This window comes from Pseudomonas sp. AKS31 (genome assembly GCF_023634765.1).
In the GTDB taxonomy this organism is placed as follows: Bacteria; Pseudomonadota; Gammaproteobacteria; order Pseudomonadales; family Pseudomonadaceae; genus Aquipseudomonas.
Map to the genome: position 1 here is coordinate 1 of NZ_JAMLFX010000012.1, position 12,785 is coordinate 12,785.

Genomic DNA, 12,785 nt, shown 5'->3' on the forward strand with positions numbered 1-12,785 from the left:
TCCCCGGTCTCAAACGTAAAGGATGTACCCGGTCTTTACCCACCCCAGCCCTCTCCCGGAGGGAGAGGGGACTGACCGAGTGGTTTGGTAGAGATACGCCGACGTGAAATACCGAGTCGAACTCAGATTTTGAAAGGCCCAAAAATCGGCTCCCTCTCCCTCGGGAGAGGGCTGGGGTGAGGGGCAGCAACAACGCAAATCAAAAGCCGAACACCCACGCTCTTCACCACTCAATAGGCCGAGTGTCAGCTCGCCTGCTCTTGATCTTGATCCACGGGCGACATCGGAAGGCTGAGCGTAGGGATTGATCCGGGCGTGGGAGCGCAGCGACCGTTTGGCGCAGCCAAACACAGCGAGAGGAGGTGCAGCGAAGCAAACCGTAGACGCTGCGCCCGGATCGATCCCGCTGCGAAGGAACCCCGAGCCCCAGCGAGCGGGCCGCACGCAGGAGCAAGCTTTTTGGGTTACCTTTTCGGCGTTTGGAAAAGGTGACTCGCCGTAAGGGCGGAACCCTAAGCAGCCGTTACCGCAGAAACGGATATGTACCCGGTCAACCAGAACTCACTGCCCAACCAGAACCTGGTCGGCCCGAAGGCCGCCACGTTCACTCCGCCTCCGGATCAACCTTGTTCTGGCTCAAATACCGATTCAAAACATCATCCTGCCCAGGCACAGAAGCGTCCCCCGCCACCTGCCACAACCGCCGCTCAATCCCCTGCGCCACCATATGCCCCACCGCCGCCTCAATCGCCGACAACACACACAACTGCGCCGGCTCATTCGTCGTATACCCAACCTCAGCCTCAAGCAACTTCTTGAACTCGATAAACTTGAAAATCCCCGCACTGCGCGCCACCGAATAAATCGTCTTGCTGGTCATCACATTCGACAACACCTGCCCACTGCGCACATCCACCGCACGCAAGTTCACAGTCACCTGATCCACCCGATACTCACGCTGCAAATCGATCCCGAGATAGCGCGCCCCTTCCCCACCGCTACGCACATTCGTGTCATAAGCGATGATCCCGCCCTCGAGCATCATGTTCGCCGCCTGCAACGGCGGCAGCTCACCCTGAATATTTACCGGCGTATTCGGCTTCTTCTGCGACGCGCGAATAATCTTGCGTTCGGTTAACAGGTTCTGCAGCCCTTCCCGTTCCAGCACCACGAACCAGCCACTGGCCTGCATCGCGTCCATCAACATCGACGCCGCGCCCTGGGTCACGCTGGTGGAAAACGAACTCGCCGGCGTCGGCTTGTACTGCCCGGTCTGGTCACGGAAGCCGTACACCACCGCCATCAACCGACCCTTGGGCCGTGGCATCTTCAGCAAGTCGTAGTAAGTCGAAGCCCTGGGGGTCAGGGTCGGGGTTTCGGTGTCCTGTTCGGCCGGCATCGGCTCGCGCAGACTGCACCCTTGTAATGTCGCCAACATCAGCCCTAGCGCGATGATCTTTTTCATGTCCGCTCTCCCCGGAACCGTCAGCCCGTCATGGGTTGAGGCCGTTCACCTGAATTTCCGAAACCTCACCGGTCGCTCGATCGGTCACTTCAATGCTCAGTGCCCCGGAGTCGTCGATGACGTTGACGATAAAAGAGTCGGTGGACAGGCTCCCCGTGTTGCCGGTGGAGATGTTGTCCAGCAACTGCCCTAGCAGCCGCGATTGCAATTGACTGGTGAAGCGCTCCAGCGCCGAGGTGCCGGCCACCGCCGAACGGCTCTGGATGTCCGGATCGTCGTGATCGTTCTGCGCCTGTGCGTTGTTGAGCAGCCAGGTGCCATTGAGCGGGTTGCCACCGAACGACGGGTTGACCGGCGTGTAGACCAGTTCAGTGGCCTGGACAGCGGCAGCGCTGGCGAGCCCGATCAACAACCCCGAGATCCAGAATCCGCTGCGCCGTGAGAACGTTGTGCTGTTCATAGTTCGTCCTTCTCGAGGTCGGTGGTGTCCTGCAACAGAGCCTCCAGCTTGCGCTGGACAACCTGGCGTCGAACCCAGTCGGCGGCCGCATAGGCCTCGTCCTTCAGTTCCACGGTGTTCGGCGGCAGGAAGCGCCGATACACCAGGCGTTGCTGATATTCCACGGTCACCAGGCTGCCCCAGCGCGCGTCGGGGCGCTCGCGCACCACCAGGTTGAAATCCATCGGGCTGGTGTCGCGCAGGCGTTCACTGAACGAGTAGTAAAAGTCGTGGCCGATGTGCGAGATCGTGTCGTCGACGATGAAGCCCATCATTTCGTCTTCTTCACCGGCCTGAGCACAGCACGCCGCCACGGTGACAATCAGCGCGCACCACCACTGGCGAATCATGGCTGCAACGCCTGTGGCAGATTCGACTGGCCTTTGGCCGGGCCCCCGCTACTAGTGCCAGTGCCGCCGAGAAAGGCTTTTTCTGCCACGAATTGCCAGTCCGAATAACGCTGCATGCCTTCGAAATCCGACCACTGCGTCGGGAAGTCCGCCTGCTTCAAGGGCAGCTCGGTCGAAGGACTGTTGAGGCCGGTGATGCGTCCGTCGAAACCGCGTTGCAGCGCCCATTCACCCTGACCGATCGGGTCCGGATAGAGCTGACGCAGGTGATGCTTGGCCTCGGGAAAACGCTGATCTTCAAGCAGATCCGCCAGTTCTTTCGGGTACTGCGCCAGCCCCGGCGAACTGCGGTAATAACTGCGCAGCGCCTGTGCGTACTGAGTGCCAACCCAGAGCAACTGGCGTTCACGGTCACGACGCGAAGCGGTCGACCACAACTCGCCGACACTGGCCAGGCCCATGCCCATCACCGCAATCAGGAACAGCACGCCCAGGTAGGTGAAACCACCCTGCTGCGCGCGGTTACCACTCGGCATACTGGCTGCCATCACGCGCCCTCCCGGTAGCACCGCTTTTGATGTCGGCCACGCCACCGGCGACGCCGTCCGGTGGCGCGATCAGCACCCACTGGTCTTTGCGTTCGGTGATCGGATCGAGTGGCGCATTGCGCAGGTAACGTTGCTCGATCAGTTGCTCGATGGAATCCGGATAACGCCCGGTGTCGCCGTAGAAGTGATCCAGCGCCTCGCGCATTGCCGACAAGCTCTGGCGCAGGGTGGTTTCCTTCGACGCTTCAAGGCTGTTGAAGTAGCGCGGCAGGGCGATGGTCATCAGCGTGGCGATGATCGCCATCACCACCATCAGCTCCAGCAAGGTAAAACCTTTTTCCCGGCGCATGAGGTTCACCACTCGCGGTAGGCGATGCCGTTGAGGCCCTTGCCCCGGGCGTGGGAGTAGACGTCGAACACGTCCTCGCCATCGCGCGGGTTCTGAGCCGAACTGTTGTAGGCGCGCACGCCCCAACCCCCTTCGTCATCACGTTTGGCCGGCACCAGCGGATCGCGCGGGATGCGGCGTAAAAAGTAGAACTTGGCGCCTTTGGCACTGCGCACATCGCGCACGCCTTCGACCAGCACCTTCAGGTTCGGCGGGTAGCCGCTGCTGTTCAGCGACTTCTCGATGTAACCGGCATCAAAGGCGCGTTTGTAGGCGTCGATAGCGTCGCGGATCTGATACAGCGCATTGCGCAATTCCTGCTCCTTGCCACGCCGCACCAGGGTCTCGGTCAGGGGCGCGGCCATGCTCGCCAACAGGCCGATCAGGGCCAGCGTCACCACGACTTCGATCAGGGTGAAACCGCGTTGGGAGGCGTTCATGATCAAGGCTTCTCGACAGTGACGCGGGTGGTGGCCACGGCCGATTCACCGACTGCACGCGGCTGCGCGGCAGGCGACGGCATCACGTAGCTCTGCGAACGATCCGGTGCCTGAATGTGCATGCTGGTTTCGGTGCCGGTGGAGAACTCCATGTCCGACGGGCTCTGATACGGCAGGTTGCGCACGATCCGTGGAGTGATCGACAGCACCAGTTCCGATTTGCCGACGGTGTCCTTGTTGCTGCCGAACAGGCGGCCCAGCCCGGGAATGTCACCAAGGCCCGGAATCTTGTTGCCAGTGGCGCCGTGGTCGTTGCGCATCAGGCCTGCAAGTATCTGCGTTTCGCCGTCGTGCAAGCGCAGCGAGGTTTGCGCGTTGCGGGTGTCGACCTGTACCGGGATCGTGCCCTGACGGGTGGGTTCCAGCGGCGTGGCGTTACTCACTTCCAGAGCAATCTTGATTGCCACTTCGTTGTTCAGGTGCACGGTCGGTTGCACTTCGAGTTTCAGACCGACGTCGAGGTAAGTGACGCTTTCGGTGATCACCGGGCCTTGGGTCGACGGCACCGAGGTCGCGCTGATGATCGGCACGCGCTGGCCGATGTGGATGCGCGCCTGCTCACGGTTGCTGACACGAATCACCGGGCTGGCCAAGGTGTTGATGTCGTTGTCCTGCGCGTTGATCTTGGCTTGCGGTGATGGCGAGATCGAGATGCGGCTGGAGTTGATGCCTTTCAGTTGATCAAGCAGGGTTACCGCCGAACCGTCGCTGTTGACCACGCCGAAGGTGTTCGGCCATTGCAGGCCAAGGTCGAGAATGCGCTGGGTGGCGACTTCCATCACCTCCACCTCGAGCACCACTTCCGGGTTGGACTGGTCCTGCGATTGCAAGAGCTTTTCGGCCATGCGCACGGCGTCTTCGGTGTCGCGCATGGTCAGGGTATTGAGGCGTTCGTCAACGAACACGTCGCGGGTCTTGAGCATGGTTTTGACCATGTTCAGCGCGGTATTGGCGTCGATGCTGGTCAGGTAGAAAGTGCGCATCACCAGCTCCTGGTAATCCTTCAGTTTCTGCGGCGAGTCCGGATAGATCAGCAAGGTGTTTTCGTTCACCACTTTCTGGTGCAACTGGTTCTGTTGCAGCAGCAATGTCACGGCGTCTTCGATGCGCACATCACGCACGAAGATCGTCGCTTTCATGTCCGGGCGCAGGTCTTTGTCGAAGATGAAATTCAGCCCGGCGACCTGCGACAACACTTCAAAAATGGTCTTGAGATTGGCGTCGCGAAATTCCAGGGTCACCGGGCGGTCAAGCTTGGTGCGCAGTTGCGGATAAACAATCACGTTGCGGCTCTGCACCAGGCGAATGTTGCCTTGCAGCGCCAGCGCGCCTTCGTTGTTCGGGTCGAGTTCGAGGATCTGTTTGACCTGGCGATCAGCGCCGTATATGTCGCCGCGACGCAGATCGCCACGGGCCAGTTCCAGTTTCTCGTCCATGCTGCGCAGGTAGTCCATCTGCTTCAGGGCATCCTGGGCGCGGCGGTTGTTCGGTTCGATGGTCAACACGCGGTTGTAGGCGGTGCGGGCCGAAGCGAAGTCGCGGCGCGAACGGTCGGTGTCGCCGGATGTCAGCAGCGCGGTGATTGCCTTGGCCCGACCGCTGTTGAGCAGCAAGTGCAGTTCGGTGTCGCGGGGATTTTCACGCAGGCCTTCCTCGATCCGGGCCAGCCCCGCCTCGTACTGACCCTGTTCAATCAGGTCGGCGGCTTCCTTGTTGGCCACTTGTGCGGAACTGCACGCGGCCAGCCCGGCACACAGGCCCAGGCTCATCAGCAAACGGGAACGGTTCATTGCGTACTCCCCACAGACAAGGTCTGCGACAAATGCAAAGGCAGGTAAACCAGGCTCAATTCCAGATCGGAAATGCCGGTGATCTTCCAGGTATCGTCGATCACATCCCCGTTGCGCACGACGTAGATCTTTTCGCCGTTCTGCAAAAACACTTGCAGGTCGCTGCGGTCATGCAGCCTGCCGACGAACTGAAACGGCACCGGTGGCAGGCTCGGGGCTTGCACCACAGTTGCTGGATTGATGGCAATTTCGGTGACCGTGGCCAGGGTTGGCGCAGCTTTCCAGGTTTTGGCCGCGAACAGGTCGCCGGCCGGGCTCAGGTCCTTGATCGGCGCATCCTTGGCCTTGGCGATGCTGGCCGGTAGCGCGCCACGGGATTTCCCCGGCGTGACGACGGCCACTTCGTTGGAATCGGCGTCATCACTTGGCGAGAAATACTCCGGCAACCACGCCAGTGCCGCCGTCACGCCGAAGAACGCCAGCCAGCCTGTCACGCGCTTGGTATTCATCACGACCTCGACAGGTAAAGGGTCATACGGATCCGGCCGTTGAGGTCGGTGTCGCCAATTTTCTTGCGTTGCAACTCAAGGTCTTCCACCACCACCGCCGGCAACTGGCCGAGCAACGCGTGCAGGAAACGGCGCAGTTGCGGGTAGCTGCCGCGTACTGGCAACAGGATTTGATAGCGCGCCAGATGGGTTTTCGGGTCGACGCCGAGGGCGTATTCGCCGCGCGCGAGGGTGATGTGCTCCTGGGCTGCGAGGGCGTAGATGCGATCGATGGCGACGGTAGCTTGCGGCTGCGCCGGCAGTTTGTTGCGGAAGTCGTCGAGCTGACGTTGCGGCACCACCGGCGGCGCGATACTGCCGTCTTCAACCTTGGCCAGGTACGCGGTGGCTTCCTGAGTCTGCTGGCTGAGGTGCTGCAACGATTGCCAGCCCGGCAACAAACCGCCAAGTGCCCAGGCCACGGCAACCAGCAGCAGCGCCAGCCCGGCCAGGCCTGGAATGCCGAGGCCTTGCAGGTATTCGTGGACGATCAGTCTAGGGATTCGCATCGCCAATCTCCCAAGTCGCCGACAGGTTGAATTGCACCGGTTGCTCCGGCGATTTGACGACGATTTCGTGGCTCAGCAGCGACACGTCGGACAGCTCGTCGCTGGCTTCCAGACGTTTGTGGAAGTCGAGCATCGCTTGCAGATCCCGCGCTTCGGCGCTGATTCGAACCTGACCTTTGCGCGCATCCGGGGTCAGGGTCAGCAGCGCGACGTCATCGCGCGGCATCGCTTCGAGCATGGCGAACAGGCGTTCCCACGGCCGGCGCAGTTGCTGCGAGACCTTGCGCATCTCGGCGAGGTTTGCCGCTTGCTCACGGGTTTCCGCCGGGCTCAGGGTGGACTTGGCGCCGCTGTCGCCGGTGAGCTGACGCTGAGTGGTTTGCAGGTGGCCTTGTTGCTGTTCGGTGTGCGCGTCGAGGTGCTGTTGCACGCCGAAGCACAGCAGCGCCAGCAGTACACCGCCGCCGAGCAGGCTCCAGCCCAATGGGCCGGAACGTGGGCGCGGCTGAAAATCGAGGTTAAGGGCGCGCATCTCAGGCCACCGCCCGGGACATGACGTACAAGCCGTCACGCACGGTCATCGAGGCGTCTTCGAGGGTGCGCAGCTGCACACCCGCCACAGCCGGATGCGCGTCGAGGCGCGCCGGTGCATGCAGATAAACGTTGAAGGCACGTTCGCTGGTCGACGCTTGCAGCTGCCGTTCACGACCGATCAGGGCATTCAACGCCACGTCGCTGTCGCTGCCGCCCACCGAACGCACCCCGGCCCAGCGCCCTTCCCTTGCCAGCAACAACACGCTGCGTTGCGGCTCGGCGACGACAAAGAGGAAGTCGCCGGCATCGAGGCTTTTGTCGAAGCGGTTGAACGCCGCCATCAGGTACGGCTGCACCGAGCGCAGGCGCAAACCGCGACCGCTGACCAGCGTGCGCAGACGTTCGAGCAAGTCTTGCGGCAAGGCGCTGGCGATGCGGTCGTAACCGGCCGGTTCAGCGGACAGCACCAGGCTCCACGCTTGGCTTGGAGCGCCAAACAGGTCTTCAAAACACAGTTGGGCGAAGCCGCGCAGTTCTTCCGGGCTGCTGATCTGCGCACTCCATGGCACCAGGCAAAAGCGGCTGAAGTGTCCGGAAATCACCACGCTCAATTCAGCACCGGCACGGGCGTGTTCGCCGAGCAGGCGGTCGAGGGTGTCCAGCGCCACCGCGTAGCTCTGGAAGCCTTCGTCGATGTATCCGACGCTGCCCAGCCACAGGGTGTCGCTGCCGCGCCGTTGACCCAAGCCAACACCGCTGGCGCCGAGCACGGCGACAAAACGCTCACGCGATAAAAGTGACACGATTGATCTCCTCCAGCGTGGTGCGACCTTGTTCCACCAGCTCCAGCGCCGATTCGCGCAGCAGGCGCAAACCACGGGCGCAGGCCAGGGCTTTGATCTGGGTGATCGGTTGGCGCTCGACGATCATCTGGCGCAACTCGTCGTCGAGGTGCAGCAGCTCGGCAATCGCCGTACGCCCGCGATAGCCGCTGCCCCGGCAGTGGCCGCAGCCTTTGCCGTGGACGAAGTGGTAGTGATCAACTTTCTGTGGATCGAGACCCGAGGCGCGCAGTTCTTCATCGCTCGGATTGACCGGCGCGCTGCAACTGCTGCACACCAGTCGAATCAGGCGCTGGGCGAGAATCGCGTTGAGCGCCGAGACCAGGCTGTACGGGTCGATTTCCATTTGGGTGAAGCGGCCAATCACGTCGAAAACGTTGTTGGCGTGGATGGTGGTGAACACCAGGTGACCGGTGAGCGCCGACTGCACGGCGATCTGCGCGGTGTCCGGGTCACGGATTTCGCCGACCATGATCTTGTCCGGGTCGTGGCGCAGGATCGAGCGCAGCCCGCGGGCGAAGGTCAGGCCTTTTTTCTCGTTGACCGGGATTTGCAGCACCCCCGGCAGTTGATATTCAACCGGGTCTTCGATGGTGATGATCTTGTCCACGCCGTGATTGATCTCGGTGATCATCGCGTACAGCGTGGTGGTCTTGCCGCTGCCGGTCGGGCCGGTCACCAGCACCATGCCGTAGGGTTCGGCGGCAAGGCGGCGCAACTGGCGCAGGGTTTCGTCTTCAAAGCCCAGCGCCTGCAATTGCACGCCGCAGACCTTGTCGGCCAGATCCTGTTTGTCGAGCACGCGGAGTACCGCGTCTTCGCCGAAGATGCTCGGCATGATCGATACGCGAAAATCGATCTGGCGACCGCTGATGCCAATCTTGAAGCGCCCGTCCTGGGGCACGCGTTTCTCGCCGATGTCCAGTTCAGCCATGACCTTGACCCGCGAGATCACCTGTTCGGCGAACTCGTTGCCCTGGACTTTACTGATGTTGTTGAGCACACCGTCGATACGGTACTTGATCACCAGGCCATGGCCGGTGGTGCCGAGGTGGATGTCGCTGGCGTGCATTTTCAGCGCGTCGTACAGGGTCGAGTTGACCAGTTTCACCACGCTGCTGGCGTCTTCACTGATGCTGGTCAGCGACAGGCTTTGCAGGGTGTCGATTTCATTGTGCGTGTCGCCTTGGGCGTTCAGCGATTCGACGGCGTGGAAGCTTTCTTCGTGGCGAGCCAGATAGGCCTTGAGGTCATCGGCGTGGACCAGATGCAGCGGCGCGCCGTGCAGGCAATCGTCGATCCAGGCCAGGCGCGCCGGATCGAAGGGGTCGGCGAATACACCGATGACTTCGTCATGGTGGCGCAGCAGGATGAACTCACGTTTGAGGCATTGTGCGAGGGTGACCCGGTCGAATACCGGCGTCGCTTGAAACAGGCTGTCGGTGTCGAGTACCGGGTAATGCAGGGTGGCGCCGAGGGTGTGAATGAACGGCATCGGCGCCAGTTCACAGAGCACGCCGAGGGCTTCAAGCACGCGTTCGCCGGAGGTGGCGGCCCGCGCCCGGGCCTGGGCAAGCTGTTCACTGGAAAAGCGTTCCGGCGCGCTCGGCGCCAGCAGAGGTTCGACGACAACGGACAGACGTTCCATGGCTTGCTCTCCAACCGGGGCTCAGAGCCCTGTCGGCGCGGCAAACCTTGGCGGCAAGTGCCGGAACGTCTGATCGCGCCATTACTCCCCGGTGAGCATTTGATCGTCGTCCGGTGCCATGGCGTGCGACTGTCGTCGCCGATCCGCCAACACCCAACTGCCATCGTACAACTGCAACGGGAAGCTCTCGGTCCTGCTCTGGCGTCGTTCGACAAACCCTTCGGAAGGGCTCGCACCGGGTTTCGCTTCGCGCTTGATGCCCAGAAGGTCGCAGACAGCTCGGGCCAGTTCCGCCAAGGGAAACGGTTTGAACAGGATGTGGCTGACTTGCAGTTGCCGCGCCCGCTCACAGACTTCAGCGGTCGGGTGACCCGTTATCAGCACAAAATGGCACGTCCTGTTCTGGCGGAACGCGTCGAGCACCTCAAAGCCTTCCATATCAGGCAAGCGGTAATCGAACACCAGCACGTCGGGAGCAAAGGTTTCGGCCAAACCGATAGCCGTCGCTCCGTCATGTGCAATCTTGACGTCCAGCGCCTGCGCCGACAGATAGTCCTGAAGGTTTCGCGCAAGCAGCTGTTCGTCTTCGACAACCAGTACTTTGTTAACCAAGGTCGACTCCTTGAAACAGCAGGTCCGATGACCCCGCCCTGAGAGTGCGCCTTACCAGGGGTAACGCACACTTCATGCCAGGCTGAGTGCCGGTACTTTTATGTCTTCATGTCCTTGAATTTAATGACAATGCCCGCTCCTCCCGGTACCCCGTTCCCCAGAAACGGGGAAGCACCTGAATGGGCATCGAAGCCATTCCCCACTATTGGGGGGGAACCTTCAGTCGTCGTCAATTCGTTCGATCCTGTTCTGCACCCGTAACTGCGCGAGCACCTGACGACGAGCCTGGGTCTGTTGTTGTCGGGCGAGCTGCGCCCTGACTGTGTCCAGCCCCTGCAAATCTGGGACATCGGCGGCCTCCAGGTGGTTCGGTAAATAAATCACATGCCAGCCGAACGGTGAGCGCACCGGTTGGCTGGCAAACGTCGCGACCTCGGCAATCGGCGCGCGCATTTGCATCAAGCGTAGACGCGCTGCAGCAACTGTGACTGCATCCGCTTGCACGGGCACGCGGATCAACAGATGGCGGGGTTGCAAGGTATTGGCGCGGATCAGCTCGGCGAACATCTGCTGCGCTGCCATTTCCCGGCGGGTGTATTCGGTGAAGGACGCCTCATCGAAACCGGCGTCCTGCAAGCGTCGGACGAATTTATCCGTGCCGCCGATAGCACTGCGGGTCTGCTCGACTTGCTGAAGCACCACTTGATCGTCGATCTGCAGCCCGCGCTTTTGCGCTTCCTGCCACAGCAGCTCTTTGTCGATCAGCGCTTGCAGTGCTGCCTGGCGCAGCTGTTTATAGGCTTTGGGATTACGAATGCTCGCCACGGCGCGACCCTGATCTTCCAGGTATTCGGCGAAGAAGCGCTCAAAGCGAAACCCGGAAATCTCCTCGCCGTTGACTCGCGCCACGGCCGGTTCGTTATTGGCCCACGCCAGCGGCAGCCAGCAGGTCAGCAGCACTATCAGCGTTGTGAGTTTCATGATCGGCCCTCCGTTCAGGGGCTGGCAACAATCGGTTTATAGGGCGCGACCAGATAGAAACGCTGATCGGGCAAATCCACAGTGACCACGTGTGCACCGCTCAAACCCAGACGTCGACCGGGGCCGAAGCTCAGGCGCGGGGTCAGGCCGGTATCGAAGTCGTGCAGACCTTCCAGCGCCGCCACCAGTTTCTCGCGGCTGGCGTCGCGGCCCGCCTGTTTCATGCCTTCGCTGAGCAGCAACATCGAGGCGTAGGCGCCGACTTGCAGCACCGCGTGCTGGGCGCCGAGGCCCTGGCCTTCACGCAGTAACGTCAGGGCCATGCGTCCGGTCTGGGTCCAGTCACTGGGCACGAATGGATAGGCGAGAAATACCCGCCGGGTGAATCCGTCGGGGACTTGCAGCAGGTCGCCGGCCACCTGGCTGGAGGCAGCAAACAGATACGGCACTTGCCCGGCGCTTTGCAGCCGCGTCGCCAGACGACTGAAGCCGCCGCCATTGCCCAGATAAAACACCGAGCGCGAACCCAGCGGTAGCGCCTCTGCCGTCGGGTCATAGGCTTGCAGTTGGACTTTTTGCCAGCCGTGATCCTGCAAATACTGGCCGAGGTTTTGCGCGGCCAGCGTTTGTGCCGGGTCATCGGGATAGGCAATCAGCGTCGGCCCTTGCAGCACGCGCAAACTCGCCGTGGCGTAATCGGCCAACGCGATCAACTGTTCACGCAATCCGGGCAATGGCTCGAAAATCTGCGGACTGGCCTGCAGGGTGCCGAGGATCGACATCGGCCCGATCAGCGGCACGCCGGCCTGTTCCAGGCGCAGCCCCAAGTCACTGTCGAGGGCCGGCGCCAGCGGCGCGATCAACGCGAACACTTGTTCTTGCTCGATCAACTGCTGCAAGGCTTGTTCGGCACTGGCGCGATCCGGGCCGGGATCGATCACCGTCAGGCGCAGTTGCCGACCATGTATGCCGCCATCCTGATTGATCCGCGCCACACTGCCGTTGAGCACCGCCGCCACCGTCGCGCCCTCCTCGGCCAGCGGCCCTTGACTGGGCAACAAGGTGCCCAGATGCAAGGTCTCGGCATCGAGGCCGGGGTCGCGCTCATCGGCGAGGCGTTTGAGATAGGCGGTGAGGTTGCGCTGATCTTTCATCGGCAGCAGAAAGCGCGGCATGCTCGGGTCGAGGCGATTGTGGCCGGGGTCGCGGCCCTGCTCGATCGCCGTGGCCAGAGTGCTCTCGCTGTAGGCCGGATAGCTGCGGCCGTTGACCTGTTGCTGGCCGTAAGTGCTGGTCAGTCGCGACCAGTTCAACTCGGGGGGACGCACGCCACCTTCAGGCCGGCCGAGACCATCGGCGCCATGGCAATTGGCGCACGGCAGACTGGTTGCCGGCAGCAACACGTCCGCCGCGCCAACCCGTGCCATGATCGCTTCGCCACTGGCCGACAGGCCTTGGCGGTACAGGCGCTTGCCCGCTGCCTCTTCCGCAGTCAACGGCGCAGCGCTCGCGCCAAGGCTGACGCCAGCGAGCAGGATCAGGACGAGTACACCGCTCAGGTTCATGGCGCG

General features: G+C 62.0%; 15 protein-coding genes. All 15 read right to left on the reverse strand.

The window, feature by feature from the left end; all coding sequences use genetic code 11:
• Window positions 1-604 precede the first annotated feature (604 nt).
• Window positions 605-1,465 carry a CsgG/HfaB family protein gene (locus M9827_RS22580; RefSeq protein ID WP_250607203.1) on the reverse strand — a complete coding sequence of 287 codons (861 nt, stop codon included), beginning with the start codon at window positions 1,463-1,465 and terminating at the stop codon, window positions 605-607.
• Between the two features lie 28 nt (window positions 1,466-1,493).
• Window positions 1,494-1,925 (reverse strand): curli assembly protein CsgF, encoded by a 432-nt coding sequence (locus M9827_RS22585; protein WP_095047567.1) that lies wholly within the window; start codon window positions 1,923-1,925, stop codon window positions 1,494-1,496.
• Window positions 1,922-2,314 (reverse strand): curli production assembly/transport protein CsgE, encoded by a 393-nt coding sequence (csgE, locus tag M9827_RS22590; protein WP_250607204.1) that lies wholly within the window; start codon window positions 2,312-2,314, stop codon window positions 1,922-1,924. Before csgE ends, M9827_RS22585 begins: the two co-directional genes overlap by 4 nt.
• Window positions 2,311-2,862: a type II secretion system protein gene (locus M9827_RS22595; protein ID WP_250607205.1), complete on the reverse strand. Its 552-nt coding sequence runs from the start codon at window positions 2,860-2,862 to the stop codon at window positions 2,311-2,313. The genes csgE and M9827_RS22595 overlap by 4 nt, the downstream gene beginning before the upstream one ends.
• Window positions 2,837-3,211 (reverse strand): type II secretion system protein, encoded by a 375-nt coding sequence (locus M9827_RS22600; protein WP_150594830.1) that lies wholly within the window; start codon window positions 3,209-3,211, stop codon window positions 2,837-2,839. The genes M9827_RS22595 and M9827_RS22600 overlap by 26 nt, the downstream gene beginning before the upstream one ends.
• Window positions 3,212-3,216: 5 nt before the next feature.
• A complete protein-coding gene (locus M9827_RS22605; RefSeq protein WP_194934686.1) occupies window positions 3,217-3,690 on the reverse strand; it encodes a type II secretion system protein in 474 nt (157 codons plus the stop codon).
• 2 nt (window positions 3,691-3,692) lie between these two features.
• Window positions 3,693-5,540 (reverse strand): secretin GspD/PilQ domain-containing protein, encoded by a 1,848-nt coding sequence (locus M9827_RS22610; RefSeq protein WP_250607206.1) that lies wholly within the window; start codon window positions 5,538-5,540, stop codon window positions 3,693-3,695.
• A complete protein-coding gene (locus tag M9827_RS22615; protein WP_250607207.1) occupies window positions 5,537-6,049 on the reverse strand; it encodes a hypothetical protein in 513 nt (170 codons plus the stop codon). Before M9827_RS22615 ends, M9827_RS22610 begins: the two co-directional genes overlap by 4 nt.
• Window positions 6,049-6,597 (reverse strand): GspMb/PilO family protein, encoded by a 549-nt coding sequence (locus M9827_RS22620; protein WP_250607208.1) that lies wholly within the window; start codon window positions 6,595-6,597, stop codon window positions 6,049-6,051. The genes M9827_RS22615 and M9827_RS22620 overlap by 1 nt, the downstream gene beginning before the upstream one ends.
• On the reverse strand, window positions 6,584-7,129 hold the full coding sequence (locus M9827_RS22625; RefSeq protein WP_095120166.1) for a PilN domain-containing protein: 546 nt from the start codon (window positions 7,127-7,129) through the stop codon (window positions 6,584-6,586). The genes M9827_RS22620 and M9827_RS22625 overlap by 14 nt, the downstream gene beginning before the upstream one ends.
• A 1-nt stretch (window position 7,130) precedes the next feature.
• A complete protein-coding gene (locus tag M9827_RS22630; protein ID WP_250607209.1) occupies window positions 7,131-7,934 on the reverse strand; it encodes a hypothetical protein in 804 nt (267 codons plus the stop codon).
• Window positions 7,915-9,621 (reverse strand): GspE/PulE family protein, encoded by a 1,707-nt coding sequence (locus M9827_RS22635; RefSeq protein WP_250607210.1) that lies wholly within the window; start codon window positions 9,619-9,621, stop codon window positions 7,915-7,917. Before M9827_RS22635 ends, M9827_RS22630 begins: the two co-directional genes overlap by 20 nt.
• Window positions 9,622-9,702: 81 nt before the next feature.
• The gene (locus tag M9827_RS22640; RefSeq protein ID WP_250607211.1) at window positions 9,703-10,233 is read right to left on the reverse strand and encodes a response regulator; all 531 of its coding nucleotides are present in this window, start codon (window positions 10,231-10,233) and stop codon (window positions 9,703-9,705) included.
• A 219-nt stretch (window positions 10,234-10,452) separates the two neighbouring features.
• Complete coding sequence (locus M9827_RS22645; RefSeq protein ID WP_250607212.1) at window positions 10,453-11,214, reverse strand: peptidylprolyl isomerase; 762 nt, start codon at window positions 11,212-11,214, stop codon at window positions 10,453-10,455.
• 14 nt (window positions 11,215-11,228) lie between these two features.
• On the reverse strand, window positions 11,229-12,779 hold the full coding sequence (locus tag M9827_RS22650; protein WP_250607213.1) for an ABC transporter substrate-binding protein: 1,551 nt from the start codon (window positions 12,777-12,779) through the stop codon (window positions 11,229-11,231).
• Between the last annotated feature and the right edge of the window lie 6 nt (window positions 12,780-12,785).

Bases quoted from the DNA above. Each gene is read 5' to 3' on its own strand.
- M9827_RS22580 (WP_250607203.1), bottom strand. From the start codon at position 1,465: ATGAAAAAGATCATCGCGCTAGGGCTGATGTTGGCGACATTACAAGGG.
- M9827_RS22585 (WP_095047567.1), bottom strand. From the start codon at position 1,925: ATGAACAGCACAACGTTCTCACGGCGCAGCGGATTCTGGATCTCGGGG.
- csgE (WP_250607204.1), bottom strand. From the start codon at position 2,314: ATGATTCGCCAGTGGTGGTGCGCGCTGATTGTCACCGTGGCGGCGTGC.
- M9827_RS22595 (WP_250607205.1), bottom strand. From the start codon at position 2,862: ATGGCAGCCAGTATGCCGAGTGGTAACCGCGCGCAGCAGGGTGGTTTC.
- M9827_RS22600 (WP_150594830.1), bottom strand. From the start codon at position 3,211: ATGCGCCGGGAAAAAGGTTTTACCTTGCTGGAGCTGATGGTGGTGATG.
- M9827_RS22605 (WP_194934686.1), bottom strand. From the start codon at position 3,690: ATGAACGCCTCCCAACGCGGTTTCACCCTGATCGAAGTCGTGGTGACG.
- M9827_RS22610 (WP_250607206.1), bottom strand. From the start codon at position 5,540: ATGAACCGTTCCCGTTTGCTGATGAGCCTGGGCCTGTGTGCCGGGCTG.
- M9827_RS22615 (WP_250607207.1), bottom strand. From the start codon at position 6,049: ATGAATACCAAGCGCGTGACAGGCTGGCTGGCGTTCTTCGGCGTGACG.
- M9827_RS22620 (WP_250607208.1), bottom strand. From the start codon at position 6,597: ATGCGAATCCCTAGACTGATCGTCCACGAATACCTGCAAGGCCTCGGC.
- M9827_RS22625 (WP_095120166.1), bottom strand. From the start codon at position 7,129: ATGCGCGCCCTTAACCTCGATTTTCAGCCGCGCCCACGTTCCGGCCCA.
- M9827_RS22635 (WP_250607210.1), bottom strand. From the start codon at position 9,621: ATGGAACGTCTGTCCGTTGTCGTCGAACCTCTGCTGGCGCCGAGCGCG.
- M9827_RS22645 (WP_250607212.1), bottom strand. From the start codon at position 11,214: ATGAAACTCACAACGCTGATAGTGCTGCTGACCTGCTGGCTGCCGCTG.
- M9827_RS22650 (WP_250607213.1), bottom strand. From the start codon at position 12,779: ATGAACCTGAGCGGTGTACTCGTCCTGATCCTGCTCGCTGGCGTCAGC.